Annotated in this window: 16 protein-coding genes and 1 pseudogene; 9 read left to right on the top strand and 8 right to left on the bottom strand. The window is 74.1% G+C overall.

All coding sequences use genetic code 11. The features are described from left to right. Positions 1-10: 10 nt before the first annotated feature. The 4 genes and pseudogenes from ACWCYO_RS08300 to ACWCYO_RS08285 form a co-directional block, all read right to left on the bottom strand. Positions 11-667, bottom strand: coding sequence for an NAD(P)-dependent oxidoreductase (locus ACWCYO_RS08300; protein WP_270148118.1), 657 nt, complete (start codon positions 665-667; stop codon positions 11-13). 178 nt (positions 668-845) lie between these two features. After that, positions 846-1,232: a VOC family protein gene (locus ACWCYO_RS08295; RefSeq protein ID WP_270148117.1), complete on the bottom strand. Its 387-nt coding sequence runs from the start codon at positions 1,230-1,232 to the stop codon at positions 846-848. Positions 1,233-1,236: 4 nt separating this feature from the next. Then, complete coding sequence (locus tag ACWCYO_RS08290) at positions 1,237-1,458, bottom strand: hypothetical protein (protein ID WP_449783796.1); 222 nt, start codon at positions 1,456-1,458, stop codon at positions 1,237-1,239. 67 nt (positions 1,459-1,525) lie between these two features. Further along, positions 1,526-1,795 (bottom strand): annotated as a pseudogene (locus ACWCYO_RS08285) (GNAT family N-acetyltransferase); the annotation flags it as partial. A 124-nt stretch (positions 1,796-1,919) separates the two neighbouring features. Here ACWCYO_RS08285 and ACWCYO_RS08280 point away from each other — a divergent pair. The 6 genes from ACWCYO_RS08280 (at position 1,920) to ACWCYO_RS08255 (ending at position 7,196) form a co-directional block, all read left to right on the top strand. Continuing rightward, on the top strand, positions 1,920-2,684 hold the full coding sequence (locus tag ACWCYO_RS08280) for an SDR family NAD(P)-dependent oxidoreductase (protein ID WP_270148115.1): 765 nt from the start codon (positions 1,920-1,922) through the stop codon (positions 2,682-2,684). Positions 2,685-2,704: 20 nt separating this feature from the next. Beyond that, positions 2,705-3,067, top strand: coding sequence for a MerR family transcriptional regulator (locus ACWCYO_RS08275; RefSeq protein ID WP_270148114.1), 363 nt, complete (start codon positions 2,705-2,707; stop codon positions 3,065-3,067). Positions 3,068-3,118: 51 nt separating this feature from the next. Continuing rightward, on the top strand, positions 3,119-4,654 hold the full coding sequence (locus ACWCYO_RS08270) for an AMP-binding protein (RefSeq protein ID WP_449783778.1): 1,536 nt from the start codon (positions 3,119-3,121) through the stop codon (positions 4,652-4,654). A 230-nt stretch (positions 4,655-4,884) separates the two neighbouring features. Beyond that, positions 4,885-5,487 carry a hypothetical protein gene (locus ACWCYO_RS08265; protein WP_449783793.1) on the top strand — a complete coding sequence of 201 codons (603 nt, stop codon included), beginning with the start codon at positions 4,885-4,887 and terminating at the stop codon, positions 5,485-5,487. A 126-nt stretch (positions 5,488-5,613) separates the two neighbouring features. Then, positions 5,614-6,417, top strand: coding sequence for an alpha/beta fold hydrolase (locus ACWCYO_RS08260; protein WP_270148111.1), 804 nt, complete (start codon positions 5,614-5,616; stop codon positions 6,415-6,417). A gap of 5 nt (positions 6,418-6,422) precedes the next feature. Then, positions 6,423-7,196, top strand: coding sequence for a MerR family transcriptional regulator (locus ACWCYO_RS08255; protein WP_449783777.1), 774 nt, complete (start codon positions 6,423-6,425; stop codon positions 7,194-7,196). Positions 7,197-7,309: 113 nt separating this feature from the next. On the opposite strand, the gene ACWCYO_RS08250 is transcribed toward ACWCYO_RS08255, so the two are convergent. Further along, positions 7,310-8,158, bottom strand: a complete 849-nt coding sequence (locus tag ACWCYO_RS08250; protein WP_449783776.1) for a LuxR C-terminal-related transcriptional regulator — start codon at positions 8,156-8,158, stop codon at positions 7,310-7,312. Between the two features lie 148 nt (positions 8,159-8,306). Between ACWCYO_RS08250 and ACWCYO_RS08245 the strand changes: the two genes are divergently transcribed. Then, the gene (locus ACWCYO_RS08245; protein WP_449783775.1) at positions 8,307-9,131 is read left to right on the top strand and encodes a TIGR03084 family metal-binding protein; all 825 of its coding nucleotides are present in this window, start codon (positions 8,307-8,309) and stop codon (positions 9,129-9,131) included. A 65-nt stretch (positions 9,132-9,196) separates the two neighbouring features. After that, positions 9,197-9,754 carry a Uma2 family endonuclease gene (locus ACWCYO_RS08240; RefSeq protein WP_270148107.1) on the top strand — a complete coding sequence of 186 codons (558 nt, stop codon included), beginning with the start codon at positions 9,197-9,199 and terminating at the stop codon, positions 9,752-9,754. A 13-nt stretch (positions 9,755-9,767) separates the two neighbouring features. Here the strand turns inward: ACWCYO_RS08240 and ACWCYO_RS08235 are convergent, their stop codons facing one another. From ACWCYO_RS08235 to ACWCYO_RS08225, 3 genes are all read right to left on the bottom strand, one after another. Beyond that, positions 9,768-13,004 (bottom strand): error-prone DNA polymerase, encoded by a 3,237-nt coding sequence (locus ACWCYO_RS08235; protein ID WP_449783774.1) that lies wholly within the window; start codon positions 13,002-13,004, stop codon positions 9,768-9,770. 62 nt (positions 13,005-13,066) lie between these two features. Next, positions 13,067-14,764: a DNA polymerase Y family protein gene (locus ACWCYO_RS08230; protein ID WP_449783773.1), complete on the bottom strand. Its 1,698-nt coding sequence runs from the start codon at positions 14,762-14,764 to the stop codon at positions 13,067-13,069. A 1-nt stretch (position 14,765) separates the two neighbouring features. Continuing rightward, positions 14,766-15,560, bottom strand: a complete 795-nt coding sequence (locus ACWCYO_RS08225; RefSeq protein WP_449783772.1) for a hypothetical protein — start codon at positions 15,558-15,560, stop codon at positions 14,766-14,768. A 232-nt stretch (positions 15,561-15,792) separates the two neighbouring features. On the opposite strand from ACWCYO_RS08225, the gene ACWCYO_RS08220 reads away from it, so the two are divergent. Beyond that, entirely contained in the window at positions 15,793-16,383 is a 591-nt protein-coding gene (locus tag ACWCYO_RS08220) for a DinB family protein (protein ID WP_449783771.1), read from the top strand. Positions 16,384-16,471: the final 88 nt, after the last annotated feature.

Raw genomic sequence — 16,471 nt, 5'->3', positions numbered from 1 at the left:
GGACAGCGGCTCACAGCGCGCAGCAGGTGAAGCGCTCGCCGATGTGCTCGGGCTGCTCGATCTCGTCCACCAGGGCGACCGCGTAGTCCGGCACCGAGATGAAGCTGCGCCCCGCGGTGTCGGTCAGCAGCTGCTCCAGGCCCGTCCGGTAGTGGCCGGTCCGCTCCCCCGGGCCGATCTCGGCGGCCGGGCTGAGCACCGTCCAGCGGATGTCGGTGACGGTCCGGTAGTAGGCCAGCGCCTCCCCGTGGGCGTGCATGATCTGCAGGATCGGCTCGGGCAGGCCCGGGATGTCCCAGACCCGCACCCCCGGCGCGGTCTCCAGGCTGCCCGCGCCGCCGACCGCGATCAGCCGGGGCGCGCCGTCGCCTCGCTGGTCGAGCGAGCGCAGGCCCTCGACCAGCGAGCGGGCGGCGGGCTCGATCAGCGCCAGGTGCCCCGGGCCGTCACCGCCGCCGACGGCGCTCACCAGGACGTCCCGGCCGGCCGCCACCCGGGCCACGTCGGCCGGATCCAGCACGTCGCCGCGTTCCACGGAGGCGGCCTCGCCCCGGTAGCGGTCCGGGTCGCGGACCACCGCGGTGACCTCGTGCCCGCGCGCCGCCGCCTCGGCGACGATGGCGCTGCCGATGGTGCCGTTGGCGCCGATCACGGCGATTCTGGCCATGGGTACCTGCCCTGGTTGCCGGGGTGGAACGGGATGGCGTCGGACAGGGTCGATTATCGAACGGACTCTCGGTGGCCGCCCGGGGTCTCGGCCGGTCGTGTGACGGTCCTCGCCCACCTCCCCTCGGCCGTGGACGGCACCTTCCCTCGCCGCGGGGCCGCCCGGAGCTCCGCGGGGCTCAGGCGGCGCCGGTGGCGAGGCGCTCGGCGTGGCTGCGCTCGACGCACAGCTCGTTGCCCTCCGGGTCGGCCAGGGTGACCCAGCCGGTGCCGTCCGGGTTGCGGCGGTCCGCCAGCACCGTCGCACCCAGGGCGACCAGGCGCTCGACCTCCTCGTCCCGGCCGCGGTCCTGCGGCTGGAGGTCGAGGTGGATCCGGTTCTTCGCCGACTTGCCCTCGGGCACCCGGATGAAGAGCAGCGAGGCACCGGCGGAGTTCACCACCGCCTCCTCGTCGCCCGGGTTGTCGTCCTCGCCCAGGGTGCCGTCCAGCGCCTGCGCCCAGAAGCCCGCGAGGCCGTGCGGGTCGGCGCAGTCGATCGTCACGTGTCGCACCAGAGAAGCCATGCGCTTACTCTGACCGCCGTAGCCCGGTCGCGTCCAGGTATTCGCGGGAGTGCCGGTGGCCGTCCAGCGGGTACGGCGGGTAGGCCGGGACGATCTCCGTGAGCGGGTAGCCGCTCTTCTCCGCGACCCGGCAGGAGGCGTCGTTGTCCCCTTCGTGCAGCAGGTCGATCCGGCGCAGGCCGCCCTCGGCGAAGGTGGCGAAGGCCCAGCTGGTGAGGGCCTCCACCGCGCGCGGGGGCCAGGCCCCGGCCGCGCGCCGGGGCGGCCGTCCAGTAACCCACCTCGGCTCGCTCTCCACCCGGGGTGCCGCGCTTGAGCACGACGTTGCCGACCAGTGCGCCGGCTTCGAGGACGGCGAAGGAGTAGCGGGTGCCCGCCGCCCAGCCCTCGTACTGCGCGTTGAGCCAGCGCGCGGCCTGCTCGGCGTCGTCGATCGTCCTGCGGTTGCGGCGGCGGAGGGTCTCGTCCCGGTAGGCCTCGATCAGGGCCGGTGCGTCGGCGTCCTCGAAGGCCCGCAGCAGCAGGCCGGCGGCCCTCGGGCGGGTGCTCACGGTGATGGTCATCGGTGGTCTCCCCTGGGTTCGGAACCGTGCGTCGCGATCTTCCTGACGGACGGTCGGCGGTGCCGATCCGGTTGCGTTCCCGGCTTGACCTTGACGCTGGCGGCAGGGTCGGAGGCTGCTCCGCATGAGCGACGAGAACGTGGTGCAGCATCGGGTCGTGGTGGTCACCGGGGCCGGGACGGGGATCGGGCGGGAGACCGCGCGCGCCTTCGCGGCCGCGGGGTCCCGGGTGGTGGCGGTCGGCCGGCGGGCGGAGCCGCTGGCGGAGACGGCGGCCGCGCACCCGGGGCTGATCGAGCCGCTGGTCGCGGACGTCACCGGGCCGGACGCTCCGGAGACGATCGTCGGGTCGGCCCTGGAGCGGTACGGGCGGCTGGACGTGCTGGTCAACAACGCCGGGATCGTGCAGAGCGGGCAGGTCGTCGGCGGCTACCAGCGGGCGGGCATCGAGACGCTGCTGGCCACCAACCTGGTCGCCCCGGTGCTGATCGGACAGGCCGCGTTGCCGGCGCTGAGCGAGAGCCGGGGGGTGGTGGTCAACGTCAGCACCGCCGTCGGGCAGCGCGGCTGGCCGAACAACGCGGTGTACGCGGCGGGCAAGGCGGCACTGGAGACGATCACCCGCAGCTGGGCGGTCGAGCTGGCGCCGCGCGGCATCCGGGTGGTGGCGGTGGCGCCCGGGGCGATCGACACCCCGATCGGCGAGCACTCCGGGTACAGCCCCGAGCAGTCGGCGGCGATCCGCGCGTGGCAGCTCCAGCACACCCCGCTGGGCCGGATCGGCCGACCCGCCGAGGTGGCCTGGGCGATCACCCAACTCGCTTCGCCGCAGGCCTCGTTCGTGACCGGCGTAGTGTTGTCGGTCGACGGGGGCGCGCTGGTGGGCTGAACGGATGGGACGCGGTAGGGGTGCGGATCGGGGAACTGGCGGAGCGGACGGGCAGTACCGCCCGGGCGCTGCGGCACTACGAGCAGGCCGGGCTGATCGACTCCGAGCGGGCGGCCAACGGCTACCGGGAGTACGGGGAGTCGGCGGTCGTGCGAGTGCGCAACATCCGTGCCCTGGTGGCCGCCGGGCTCACCCTGGAGGACCTCCGGCCGCTGCTGGGCTGCCTGGACGGGGACGTGCTCGCGCAGCCGCCGTCGGAACGGGTGCTGGGGATCGCCCGGAAGCGGCTGGCGGTGCTGGAGCGCCGGATCGCCGCCCAGACCGAGGCACGGGACCGGCTGGCCACGGCGCTGGCGGCGGCCGGAAGTCCCGCGGACAGGTGACACCCCCGATCGGGGGTGTGCAGGGAGCGCGCGGGATAGGACAGTGGGCGCATGCAGATTCCACTCTCCGTGATGGACTTCCTCGACCGGGCCGAGCTGGTCTACGGCGACCGGGTCGGCATCGTCGACGAGCCGGTGCAACCGGCCGAATCCTGGGGCGAGCTGAGCTATCGGCGGGTCGCCGAACTCGCCCGGGCCCAGGCGGCCGGGCTGGACCGGCTCGGCGTCGGGCCGGGCGAGCGGGTCGCGATCGTCTCGCACAACTCGGCCCGGCTGCTCACCTCCTTCTTCGGGGTGAGCGGGTACGGCCGGGTGCTGGTGCCGGTCAACTTCCGGCTGCGGGCCGATGAGGTCGCGTACATCGTCGAGCAGAGCGGCGCCTCCGTCCTGCTGGTCGACCCCGAACTCGCCGACGCGCTCGACGGGGTGGCGGCCAAGCACAAGTTCGCGCTCGGCGCGGACAGCGACGCCGTGCTGTACGACTTCGACGACTCGCCACGCCGGTACGCGATCTCCGAGAACGACACCGCCACCATCAACTACACCAGCGGAACCACCGCCCGCCCCAAGGGCGTTCAGCTCACCCACCGCAACATCTGGCTGAACGCCACGCTGATGGGCCTGCACTACGGCGCGAACGACCGGGACGTGTACCTGCACACCCTGCCGATGTTCCACGCCAACGGCTGGGGCCTGCCGTTCTCTCTCACCGGGCTCGGCGCCCGGCACATCGTGCTGCGCAAGGTGGACGGCGCGGAGATCCTGCGCCGGGTCGAGCGGCACGGGGTGACCTTCCTGTCCGGCGCGCCCGCCGTGGTGCAGATGGTGCTGGACGCGGCCGCCGACTGGGGCGGCCCGGTGCCGGGCCGGGACCGGGTGCGGATGATCGTGGCCGGCGCGCCGCCGCCCACCTCGGTGGTGCAGCAGGTCGAGGAGCAGCTGGGCTGGGAGTTCATGCAGCTCTACGGCCTGACCGAGACCGCCCCGATCGTCACGGTCAACCGCTCGCGCGCCGAGTGGGACGCCCTGCCGCCCGCGGAGCGGGCCGAGAAGCTGGTGCAGGCCGGCGCCCCGGCACTGGGCACCCGGCTGCGGGTCGACCCCTCCGGCGAGGTGCTGGTGCGCTCCAACACCGTGCTGGACGGCTACTGGCGCCAGCCGGAGGCCAGCGCCGAGGCGCTGCGCGACGAGTGGTTCCACACCGGTGACGGCGGCACCCTCACCGACGGCCAACTGACCATCTCGGACCGGAAGAAGGACGTCATCATCAGCGGCGGGGAGAACGTCTCCTCGATCGAGGTGGAGGACTGCCTGTACAGCCACCCGGCGGTGGCCGAGGTGGCGGTGATCGGGGTGCCGCACGAGAAGTGGGGTGAGACGGTCAAGGCGCTGGTGGTCCTCCGGGAGGGCCAGGCGGCCGTCACCGAGGCGGAGTTGATCGCGCACTGCAAGCAGCGGCTGGCCGGGTACAAGTCGCCGACCTCGGTCGAGTTCCGGGACGTGCTGCCGCGGACGGCCACCGGGAAGCTGCAGAAGTTCCGGCTGCGGGAGCCGTACTGGAGCGGGCGGGAGCGTCAGGTCAACTAGGGCGTGGGATGCCCTAGGGTGGGGCGATATCTCTGCCTGTCGACCGGCTCGCCCTGGACCAGCTCGATGCCCACCTCGAGGCGCTCTGGCACGGAACGGACCTCCCGCCCACGGAGGTACCGGCCGACCTCGCCTCTGACGGTGCGGGCGAGCTCGTTCGCTGGGCCCTTGACCGGTTGCGGGCCGTGCCTCGCGAGCCGAGGGACGTCTTCGTCCGCGAGGTCGGGGGCCTGCTGGCGGAGTTCCGCAGCCGTCGCTGTCCCTGGAACGCGGCCCTGCGGCTGTTCGACGACGTCTACGCGTTCGCGGCGACCGGTCCTCGGCGGCACGAGGACTGGGCGCACGACGTTCTCGCCGTGCTGCACCAGGAGGTGTCCGATCCCCGTGGCTGGGTCCGGCTGGATCCGGACAGCACCAACACCGCGCGGCGTACGGTGCCGGCCTATCCCTTCGCTCCCCCGGCCGCGTCGGAGTTCCCCGAACGCCTGTACCGCCTGGACGCCGAGGCGGCGGTCACCGCTCTCGCCGTCATGGCGGAGGAGTGGTCGGGCCGGCCCCTCCCCGTCCGCTTCCGGCCGGACCGGGATGTCGTGCTGGCCGATGCCTGGACCCTGCTCGACCGGTACGGCCGCGCCGCGGCCTACTGGACCAACGCGACGGCCGCCGCCTCGGACCCGGCCACGGACTTCCTGGCGACGGGGCTCCAGGGCACCGACTCCCACGGTTTCCTCACCTCCGAGTACCTCAACGGTCTCGACCTCGGACGCGACCTGGGCCTGATCGCGGTGACCGACGACGAGGTGGGTGTTTTCTGGTCGTTCGAGGCGTACTGACGGTCGGAGGCCCGGTCGTAGGGCCGGGAGGGGACGTTCGCGGGGCCGGGCTGGTGGTGCCGGCAGGCCGGGGCTCACGGAAATGCGTCTTGACCCGGCCCTTGGGGCAGGGTCAACGCTGATGGTATGACGAACTCGAACACGATTCGCCCGGCCTGGAGTGGCATGTTGCCGGTGGAGGACACCGCGCTGGCCGTGACCGACACCGGTGGGGCAGGTACCGCTGTGGTCTACCTGAACGGTACCTTCGCCGGCCAGCGGCACTGGCGGCCCGTCATCGACGAGCTGGGGTCGGGGTGGCGACACATCTCCTACGACGAGCGGGCCCGCGGCAAATCGAAGAAGTCGGCGGACTATTCGTTCGAAGCCTGTGTCCGTGATCTCGACGCCGTCCTCACGGCGAGGCGGGTGGAGCGGCCGCTGCTGGTGGGCTGGTCCTACGGCGCGTTGCTCGGGGTGCGGTGGGCCGCTCGGAATCCGGGCCGCGTCGCCGGCGTGGTCGGGGTCGACGGCCCTTACCCGGTGGGCTGGACCGACGAGGCCGACCTGGAAAAGGTCCGGCAGCTGTTCCGTAAGTTCCGATGGGCGTTGCCGATGGCGCACCTCATCGGCAACGCCGCGCGGATGAGCGCCGAACAGCATGCCGAGATCAGCGTCGAGGCCCACAAACTCCACGCCGCCCTCGAACCGGTCCTCGACGGTGTGACCGTCCCGGTCCGGTACGTGGTCGCCTCGGGGGAGGCTTTCGGAAGCTCCGGTACTTTGCAGGAGGACATGCGCGCCACTCTCGGCCCGCTGCTCGCCCGCAACCCGAACCTCACGGTGAGCGCGAAGGTCGCCAGCAACCACGGCACGATCGTGCGCAAGGACTTCCGCGCCATCGCCGAGGCCGTCCGCGAGGTCGCCGCCCTCACCCGCGAGAGTCACTGATGGCCATGACCAGCGGTGTCACGACCGGCCAGGCGGCGGCTTTCGCCGGCGTCACGATCAAGACCATTCGCCACTACCACCTGCTCGGCCTGGTCGACGAACCGCGCCGTGACGGTTCCGGATATCGCCGCTACGGGTCGTCCGACCTGCTGCGGCTGGTCCAGGTCCGGACTCTGGCCGAGTCCGGCGTACCGCTGTCCGAGATCGGCGCCCTGCTCGACGCCGATCCGCAGCGGTTCGCCGCCGACCTGGCCGAGGTCAAACGGCGGCTGACCGAGCGGATCGAGGAGCTGACCGCGCGCCGCGACCTGCTGGACCGGCTCGCCAACGGCGACCGGGCCCTGCTGCCCGACCGGGCCTGCGCGTTGTTGGAGCGGGCCGCCGACCTCGGATTCACCCCGGACCAGGTGGAGACCTACCGCGAGGGCATGGTGCTGGCCAGGGCCCTGGTCCCCGACGGCTTCGACGACTTCCTCACCGAGGCCGAGCACGCCCTCGACGACACCCGGTTCGTCACCTTGAACAAGCAGTGCTGGGCCGCCAAGGACTGGGAACCCGACGACCCCCGCATCGAGGAACTCGCGACCGCCGTGGCCGACCGCTTCCTCGCCAACCCCGCGCTGCTCGCGATCCCGAATGGCCTCCAGGCCCGCACCGACGCCACCCGGTACGGCCTGCTCAACCACCACGGCGAAGACCAGGCACCGGCCATGGCCCAGCTGACCACGCTGGTCGAGACGAAACTGCGCTCCGCCGGCGTGGACATCCCCCACCAATAGCCGCAGCCCCGGAGTGGGCTGTCTGAGGGGCTGTCCGCGTGGTGGCTGTTCGGATGTTTCGGCTCGTGGCCGGTGTGTCTCGGCTCGTGGCCGGTCAGGGCGCCAGCCTGGCCTCAGCGCGTCCGGACCGGGCCGGGCGGGCGGGCGGACGCGTCCAGGAGGCCGGATTCGCGGGCCGCGAGGGCGAGTTCGGTGCGGTTGCGGACGCCGAGCTTGTGCATCGCGGACTTGAGGTAGCCGGTCACGGTGTTGCAGGTCAGGCCCAGGTGGGCGGCGATCTCCGGGTTGGTCCGGCCGGTCGCCGCCCAGCGCAGCACCTCGTGCTCACGTGGGGTCAACGGCCTTGCGGGGCCGGCCGGTCGGGGCTTCTCGCGGCTCCAGGCGGCGGCTCCGGCGAGCGCCCGGGTGGCCGTCGCGGCCAGCCTGCCGACGGCGGAGATCCGGACGTCCCCGAACGGCACCACGGCACGCAGTGAGGCGTACACCACGCCGTGCACGGTGCCGCCGTGCAGCAGCGGGACGGTGAGCATCGCGTACAGGTCCTCGGCGGTGACGGCCGCGTCGTAGTGGTGCGAAATGGTCGTCGCCGCACGGTAGTCGGGCACCCAGGTGGGTGCGCGCTCGGCCAGCGCCCGGCCGCCGAGGCCCAGGCCGGCCGGGACGGCGAGGTCGTGCAGCAGGTCGGCCCGGGTGCCCGCCCAGTGGCGCAGCACCATGCCGTCGCCGCTCCTGCCCCGCGTTCCGCTGGCGGGCAGCGGCTCGGGCACGCCGACCAGGCCGACGTCGGCGCCGCACTCGGCCACCACCCGGCGGGCGAGGTCGCCGAGCACGGCGTCCCGGACCAGCTCGGCGGCGCGCGCGGCGAGCTCGGGGTCATCGGGGTGCGCGGCGGCGAGGGTGTCCGGTCGCACGGCGTCGTCGCCGGGTCGCGCAGCGGTGAGGGTGTCCGCAGCCCTGGTCATCGCGGAATTGTCACACGTGGTGGGGCCGGTGGCGAGAGTCCTGACGTGCGTGTTTCTTGGAGTGGCGGGCATCGGCGCCGGGCTGGGCGTAGGGTGCGGCCGCGGACTACCGACGGGTAGCAACCACCTTGACTCGGAGGGGAAGCCGATGACCGACCCGAACGCCGTGGGCGACGTCCTGCACGGCCTGCTGGCCGACCTGCGGGCCGAGACCGCCGTCCTGGACGCGCTGGTGGCCGAACTGCCGGCCGACGGCTGGGCCGGGCCCACCCCGGCCGAGGGCTGGACGGTCGCGCACCAGATCGCCCACCTGGCCTGGACCGACGACTGGACCACGTTGGCCGCCCGCGACCCGGAGGGCTTCACCGCGGCGCGCGACAGCCGCTTCACCGCACTGCTGGCCGCCGGCACCGACCCGGTCGAGGCAGGCGCCCGGGAGGGCGCGGCCGCCGAGCCCGCCGAGCTGCTCGCCCGCTGGCGGGCCGGCCGGGAGGAGGTGCGGGCCGCGCTGGCCGCCGCCCCGGCCGACGCCCGGCTGCCCTGGTTCGGCCCGCCGATGAAGCCCGCCTCGATGGCGACCGCCCGGCTGATGGAGACCTGGGCGCACGGCCAGGACGTCGCGGACGCGCTCGGCACGACCCGGGAGCCCACCGCCCGGCTGCGCCACATCGCCCGCCTGGGCCTGCGCACCCTGGGCTTCGCCTTCACCGTGCACGGCCTGCCCGCCCCCGAGGCCCCGGTCCGGCTCGAACTGACCGCCCCCGACGGCTCCTCGTGGGTCTTCGGCCCGGCCGACGCGACGGACGTGGTGACCGGCCCGGCACTGGACTTCTGCCTGCTGGTCACCCAGCGCCGCCACCGCGACGACCTGGATCTCACCGCCACCGGCCCGGTCGCCACCGCCTGGCTCCCGATCGCCCAGGCCTTCGCCGGCGCCCCCGGCAAGGGGCGGACGGCAGCCTCCGGCGCCTGAACGGCCCGGGGCGGGTCTGTGCATAGACTGCGAGTCGGCCGAATGCACATACCGGAGGAGACACCGTGAGCTTCTACGAGCGGCACCGCGAATACGTCGAGGAGGTGTTGCGCACGGCCCCCGAAGGCGTCCGGGTCGAATGGTCCGGCGACACGCTGATCATGCAGGCGGCTCCGTCCAGCATTCACCAGCTGAACATCGGACTCGTCCAGCGGCAGTTCGAGCGCCATGTCCCGGACGGCTACATGTTCAGCGGCTACAGCGCGCTGACCACCCCCGACGTGACCAAGGAGCGCAACCCTGATCTGACCTACCTTCCGATCGCCTCCCTGGCCCGGCCGGGCGATACCACCCCCGCCGAGGAGGCCCTCATCGCGGTCGAGGTGGTCTCGCCGTCCAACCCGGGGAACGACTGGGTGGACAAGCTCCGCGACTACGCGGTGATGGGCATCCCGCTCTACCTGATCGTCGATCCGCGGGAGGGGGTGGTCACGCTGTTCTCCGAACCGAACCGCGACCGCTACCACGTGCGGCACGACCGGAAGTTCGGCGACGGCATGCGCATCCCCGATCCGTTCGACTTCGACCTGGACCTGAGCGGGCTCGTGCGCTACCCCGACTGAGTCGCGGAAGGGCTCACAGGCCGATCCGGAGTGGGGTGAGCCGGGTGGCGATCAGGTTGGTGGCGCCGCGGTCGCGTTCGATGTGGCCGTGGACCAGCAGGCCGGCCCGGTCCAGGGCGGTGCGGCGTTGGGACTCCCAGACCGGGCGGTTGCAGATCACGTTGATCAGGCCGGTCTCGTCCTCGAGGCTGAGGAAGAGCACCCCGCCGGCCGTCGGCGGGCGCTGCCGGTGGGTGACCAGGCCGCCGACCACCACCGCGGTCCCCGGTGGGACGTCCGGGAGTTGGTCGGCGCGGAGCGCGCCGCCGCGGTCCAGGTGGGCGCGCAGGTGCTGGAGCGGGTGGCTGGTGGCGGAGGTGCCGGTGGCCCACAGGTCGGCGATGGTCTCCTCGACCGGGCTCATGCCGGGCAGCTCCGGCGCCTCGGCGCCGGGCGTGGTGCCGGGCAGCAGTTCGGCCGAGATCCCCGCCAACGCCCCTGCGGCCCAGAGGGCCTGACGTCTCGTCAGTCCGAAGCAGTCGAAGGCGCCGGCCGTCGCCAGCGCCTCCAGGACGGGCGCGGGCAGGCCGGTGCGGCGGGCGAAGTCCTCCAGGTCGGCGTACGGCTGTCCGGCCGCGATCGCCTCGGCCTGCGGAGTGCCGATGCCGCGCACCGTCTCCAGGCCGAGCCGGATGGCGGGTTGCGGGCGGCCGGCGGTCAGCGGCGGCTTGGGGGTCGGGCCCCGGTACGGTTCCAGGGTGGGGCGCGGGCCGCTGGCGTTGACGTCCACCCCGCGCACCCGGACGCCGTGCCGCCGCACGTCCGCGACCAGGCTGAGCGGGGAGTAGAAGCCCATCGGCTGGTTGGCCAGCAGGGCGCAGGTGAAGGCCGCCGGGAAGTGGTACTTGAGCCAGGCGCTGGCGTACACCAGGTAGGCGAAGCTGATCGCGTGGCTCTCCGGGAAGCCGTAGTTGGAGAAGGCCTCGATCTTGCCGTAGACGTCCTCGGCCACCTCGGGCGGGATGCCGCGCTCGGCCATCCCGGTGAGCAGCCGCTCGCGCAGCCGGGCGACCCGCTCGTGCGAGCGCTTGGCGCCCATCGCCTGGCGCAGCCGGTCGGCCTCGGAGGGCGTGAACCCGGCGCAGTCGATGGCGAGTTGCATCATCTGCTCCTGGAACAGCGGCACCCCGAGGGTCTTGCCGAGGGCGTTCTCCATCAGCGGGTGGGGGCAGCCGGCCGGCTCCACCCCGGCGCGGCGGCGCAGGTACGGGTGGACCGAGCCGCCCTGGATCGGGCCGGGGCGGATCAGCGCGACCTCGACCACCAGGTCGTAGAAGTGGTCGGGCTTGAGCCGGGGCAGGGTGGCCATCTGCGCCCGGGACTCGACCTGGAACACGCCCACGGTGTCGGCGCGGCGCAGCATCGCGTACACGCCCTTGTCGTCGTCCGGGATGGTGGCCAGGTCGTAGCGCAGGCCGTGGTGTTCCGCGACCAGGTCGCAGGCGTCGTGCAGCGCGGCGAGCATGCCGAGGCCGAGCAGGTCGATCTTCACCAGTCCGGCGCCGGCGGTGGACTCCTTGTCCCACTGCAGCACGGAACGCCCTGGCATCCGGGCCCACTCGGTCGGGCAGATCTCCCCGATCGGCTCCTTGGTGAGCACCATGCCGCCCGAGTGGATGCCCAGGTGCCTTGGCAGGCCGTGGAGTTGGCCGGCGAGCGAGAGCACGTCGGCGGGGATGACGGCGTCCGCGCCGGGGGCGGAGCGGAAGTCGGTCTGCCGGCTGAAGGCGTCCACCTGGCCCTGCGGGTAGCCGAGCACCCGGGCGGCGTCGCGGATCGCCAGCCGGGGCCGGTAGGTGATCACGTTGGCGACCTGGGCGGCGTGCTCGCGGCCGTAACGGCGGTAGACGTACTGGATGACCTCCTCGCGGCGGCGGTTCTCGATGTCCAGGTCGATGTCGGGCGGGCCGTCCCGGGCGGTGGAGAGGAAGCGCTCGAACAGCAGCTTGTAGTGGATCGGGTCGACGGCGGTGATCCCGAGGGCGTAGCAGACCGCCGAGTTGGCGGCCGAGCCGCGGCCCTGGCACCAGATGTCCTGGGCTCGGCAGAAGTCCACGATGTCGTGCACGATCAGGAAGTAGCCGGCCAGGTCGAGGTCCTCGATCACGTCCAGTTCCTTGGCGAGCTGGCGGCGGGCGGCGGCGTTGCCGGGGCCGAAGCGGGCCGGGCCGCCGGCCGCGACCAGGGCGCGCAGGTGGCTGATCTCGGTCTCGCCCTCGGGGACGGGGTAGCCGGGCAGTTCCGGGTCCAGCTTGGCGAAGTCGAAGGCGCAGGCCCGGCCGAGTTCGGCGGTGGCCCGCTGCACGCCGGGGAAGCGGGCCAGTCGGGCGGCCATCTCGCGGCCCGAGCGCAGGTGCGCGGTGCCGGCCGCCCGGGTCCAGCCGGCCGCCTCCTGCAGGGTGCGGCGCTCGTGCAGGGCTGCCAGGCTCTGCGCGAGGCGGCCCTGGGCGGGGCCGGCGTGGTGGGCGTTGGTGGAGGCGACGGTGGGGAGCCGGAGCTCGGCGGCGAGCGCGGCGAGGGCGTCGTTGCGCCGGTCGTCACCGGGCAGCCACTGGTCGATCAGCTCGACGTGGACGTTCTCGCGGCCGAACGCCTCGGTGAGGGTGCGCAGTTGCCGCTCCGCTTCGTCCCGGTCGGGCAGCGCGGCCGGGACCCGGCCGAGGCGGCAGCCGGTGAGCACCGCCCAGTGGCCGTCGTGCGCCCCGGCCAGCGTGGCGAAGTCGTACGCCGGGCGGCCCTTGGCGCCACCGGCCAGTTGGGCGGCGGCGATCGCGGCGGACAGGCGGCGGTAGCCGGCCGGGTCGCGGGCGAGGACCAGCAGGTGCTCGGTGTCGCCTTCGCGGCTGATCGTCAGTTCGGCGCCGAACGCGGTGGCCACGCCCGTCCCCCGGGCGGCCTCGGCCAGCCGGACGGCGCCGTACAGGCCGTCGTGGTCGGTGATCGCCAGGGTCTCCACGCCCAGCCGGGCCGCCTCGGCGACCAGGTCCTCCGGGTCGCTGGCGCCGTCCAGGAAGCTGAAGGCGGAGTGGACGTGCAGTTCGGCCCAGGGTTCTTCGGGGTCGGGGTTCTCGGACCTTACGGACTCCGTTGGGACGGCAGGGGGTTCCTCGATGTGGCGGCGCAGCGGGACGACCGTGCGGTCCGGCGCGGCGCCGGTCATCCGGCGGTGCAGTTCGCTCCAGGGGAGGGTGGGGTGGCTGGTGAAGCCCATCGGGGGTTGCCTCGTCGTTCTCGTGCTCGTCCTGCTCCCCCCTGCTGCGGGTTCTCGGGCCGCTAGTCGTAGCCGGCCTCCAGGTACCACGCACCCCCCTCCACGGTGAGCAGCAGCGCCCGGCCGCCGTCCACCACCATCTGGAACCGCGCCCGGCGGCGGGCGAGCGACTGGTCCCACCAGTACTCGACCGCCGGCCAGGGACCGGTCCAGCCCGCCACCCGCTCCTCCCGGCCCCGGACCACGACCAGGGCCGGCCGGGCCGACACCCCCGCCCGGCCGTCCACCGTGACCGGCCGCCCGTCCTCGTCCAGCACCCGCACCGGCGCCGGTTCGCGCAGCACCACGGCCGGCCAGAGGTCCGCCGACCGCTCCGCCAGCCGCCCCGGCCAGGGCGCGTCGGCCGGGGCCGCCGCCTCGTACGGCTCGCCCCACGGCACCCTGACCTGCTGCTCGCCCGGGCCGCGCCCGCCGGCCGGCTCGATCCGGCGCAGCCCGGCGTGCCCGAGCACCGCCTGCACCCGGGCCACCGCGCGCTCCACCCGGTCGTCCGCGACGGCCTGGCCCCACAGGGCGAGCTGGCGGCCCTGGTCCGGGGAGAGGCCGTCGGGGGCGAGCCGGAGCAGGGTGAAGCCGTGCTGGCCGTACTGGCTCTGCCGGCTCTGCTGGCTCTGCTGGCTCTGCTGGCCGCCCGCGAAGGTGCCCATGCCCTGCCAGGCCTGGAGCTGCCAGCGGACCCGCTCGGCCAGCGCCGTCGCGGACAGCCGGCCCTCGTGCCGCCACAGCCGCGAAGCCGTCCGACCGTCCGCGCAGGCCACCTCGACGGCCACCCGGCGACAGGTCAGCCCGGCCCCGGCCAGCCGCTGGTGCAGCTGCTCGGCGAGCGTGCGGGCGACGAACACCAGCGGCTCGGTCAGCGGCTCCGGCGGGTCGAAGCGCTGCTCGACGGCGAGGTCCGGCTCCTCGTCACGCGGCACCAGCGGCCGCGGCTGCAGGCCGCGGGCCAGCCGGTGCGCGACCGTTCCGGCCGGGCCGAAGCGGTCCGCGACGGCCTCGGGCGGCAGCGCGGCGAAGGCTCCGACGGTGGGCAGGCCGAGCCGTCCGAGCAGTTCGGCCAGCGCCTCGTCGCCCAGCGTGCCCACCGGGTACGGGGCGAGGAATTTCGCCGTGCGGCCGGCGGGGACCAGCACCCCGGCGCGGGCGGCGAGCACGGCGGCGAACAGGCCGTCGGCCACGCCGATCTGGGCGTGGGGGGTGGTCGGAGGTTCGGTGCCGGACTCGGCCCCTGGTGCCGTCACCGCGCCGGGGACGGCGTCCGGGACGGGCGGCCGCCCGAGGGCGTCCGTCACCGCCGTGCCGACCAGGGCCGCCAGTGCCTCCTCGCCGCCGAAGTAGCGGCCCGGGCCCTTCACCGGGATGGCGCACAGGCCCGGGCGGATCACCTCCACCCGGGGCGTGAACGCCTCCACCGCCGCGACCACCGGCTCGAAGCGGCGGGCCTCCGCCTCCGGGTCGCGGTCGCGCAGCTCCAGCTCCGGGCAGAGCCGCTGGGCCAGCTTGAGCCGCTGCCCCTGCCGCACCCCGGCCGCCCGGGCGCCCGCCGAACAGGCGAGGATCCGCCCGCCCTCGGTCACGGCCACCGGATCGTCGCCGGTGACGGCCACCACCGGCCAGTCCGGGCACCAGACCACCAGCACCCGGGGGGTCCGGTCGTCGCCGGGCGTGGCCGGTGGGGGAGGTGTGGTCGGCGTGGTCGGCATGTCAGACCACCGCCGCCACGAGTGGTGCCGCCGCTGCCATCGGTTCCACCGGTCCGGCGACGGGCTGCGGCTGCGGCTGCTCCCGGACCGGACGCTGCTGGATCGGCTGCTCCCGGACCGCACGCACCGCGCCGTGCTCGTCCGGCAGCCAGAGCCGGGCCGTCCGGCCGCGCACCGCCGAACCGCGGCCCTCGGCCACCACCTCGACCTGCCGTCCGGCGAGCTGTCCGTAACCGTCCCCCAGCCCGAACCAGCGCCCGGACCGCACCCCCAGCCGCAGCACCGCGCCCGGCCACGGCCCGGCCACCAGCAGCACGCAGCCGCTGCGCCGCAGCACGGCGGCCAGCCGGGTGGCCAGCTTCGGGGGCACCGGCCCGTCCGGGCGCAGCATGATCAGTTCGACCGCGCCGGCCAGCACCGACACCACCTCGGGCCAGTGCGTCCCCGGGTCGTCCGCGACCAGCAGGCGGCGCAGGTCCAGCCCGTATCCCTCGGCGGCGGCGAGCCCGAGGTCCGGCAGCCCGACCGCCGCCGCCCAGCCGCCCTCGGTCTCCCGCACCCCGGCGGCCAGGGCCAGCAGCAGCCCGGCGTCCCCGCCCGCGACCGACACCGCCGTGCCCCGCCGCAGTCCGCCGTCCGGCAGCACCTCCCGCAGCCCGGGCACCACCGGCACCAGTCCACGCACCGTCGCCGCCTGCCCGTCCTCGGACGCGGCAGCCGTCAACGCCACCGGCCGCAGCACGGGGCGTTCGGACTGCTCGGCGGCAGATTCGAAAACAGATTCGAAAACGGGCACAGCCCCAGGATCGAACATTCGTTCGCAAAGATTCAAGTCCGCCCCAGCGACCCGATCCGTCACGCTCCGTGTACCCCGCCCCGGCGAAGGCTGCGCGCCGACACGGGACTCCCACGTGCCAGCCCGGCGGCATCGACGTCGTCCATGACTTCGGACGCTTCCGTCCCGTCGGGGGCGGCCCGGCGCTGCCAAAATCGGTGGACAGGTCCCCGGTGGTCAACAGACTGATCCCATGACGGTGACTGACGACAAGGACGACCTGCGGATCTACGTCCAGGACGCCCGTGACGCCCTGCTGTGGAAGCTGGACGGCCTTTCCGAGTACGACCTCCGGCGGCCGCTCACTCCCACCGGAACCAACCTGCTGGGACTGGTCAAGCACGTCACCGGGGCCGAGGCGCTGTACCTCGGCGAGACCTTCGGGCGCCCCTTCCCCGAACCGGCCCCGCTGTGGATCACCGGCACCGCCGAACCGAACGCCGACCTGTGGGCCCGTGCGGACGAGAGCACCGAGGAGATCCTCGGGCGCTACCGCCGGGTCTGGGCGCACTCGGACGCCACCATCGAGGCACTGCCGCTGGACGCGATCGGCCGACTCCCGTTCGGTGACCGCCCGAAGCAGACCCTGCACCGGGTGCTCGTCCACGTGATCGCCGAGACCCACCGACACGTCGGCCACGCCGACCTGGTCCGCGAACTCATCGACGGCGCCACCGGCCAGCGCTCCGAAGGCGCCAACACCGCCCCCGGCGACGCCACTTGGTGGCAGGCCCATCACGACCGCGTGGAACGGGCCGCCCGGCAGGCCGGCGGGCTCATCTGACCTCGGGAGCGCTGTGCGGGAGATTCGTAGGGTGGCGGGCGTGGCGAGCGTGGAGCAAGGGGTCGGGACGGCCGTCCGGTGCGGGGAG

The sequence above is a fragment of the Kitasatospora sp. NPDC001683 genome, assembly GCF_053596495.1.
This window is presented reverse-complemented; position numbering and strand designations above follow the sequence as displayed.

Coding starts and splice junctions, on each gene's coding strand:
- ACWCYO_RS08230 (WP_449783773.1), bottom strand. CDS start 14,764: ATGCCGACCACGCCGACCACACCTCCCCCACCGGCCACGCCCGGCGAC.
- ACWCYO_RS08260 (WP_270148111.1), top strand. CDS start 5,614: ATGACGAACTCGAACACGATTCGCCCGGCCTGGAGTGGCATGTTGCCG.
- ACWCYO_RS08250 (WP_449783776.1), bottom strand. CDS start 8,158: ATGACCAGGGCTGCGGACACCCTCACCGCTGCGCGACCCGGCGACGAC.
- ACWCYO_RS08295 (WP_270148117.1), bottom strand. CDS start 1,232: ATGGCTTCTCTGGTGCGACACGTGACGATCGACTGCGCCGACCCGCAC.
- ACWCYO_RS08235 (WP_449783774.1), bottom strand. CDS start 13,004: ATGGGCTTCACCAGCCACCCCACCCTCCCCTGGAGCGAACTGCACCGC.
- ACWCYO_RS08220 (WP_449783771.1), top strand. CDS start 15,793: ATGACGGTGACTGACGACAAGGACGACCTGCGGATCTACGTCCAGGAC.
- ACWCYO_RS08245 (WP_449783775.1), top strand. CDS start 8,307: ATGACCGACCCGAACGCCGTGGGCGACGTCCTGCACGGCCTGCTGGCC.
- ACWCYO_RS08300 (WP_270148118.1), bottom strand. CDS start 667: ATGGCCAGAATCGCCGTGATCGGCGCCAACGGCACCATCGGCAGCGCC.
- ACWCYO_RS08270 (WP_449783778.1), top strand. CDS start 3,119: ATGCAGATTCCACTCTCCGTGATGGACTTCCTCGACCGGGCCGAGCTG.
- ACWCYO_RS08280 (WP_270148115.1), top strand. CDS start 1,920: ATGAGCGACGAGAACGTGGTGCAGCATCGGGTCGTGGTGGTCACCGGG.
- ACWCYO_RS08255 (WP_449783777.1), top strand. CDS start 6,423: ATGACCAGCGGTGTCACGACCGGCCAGGCGGCGGCTTTCGCCGGCGTC.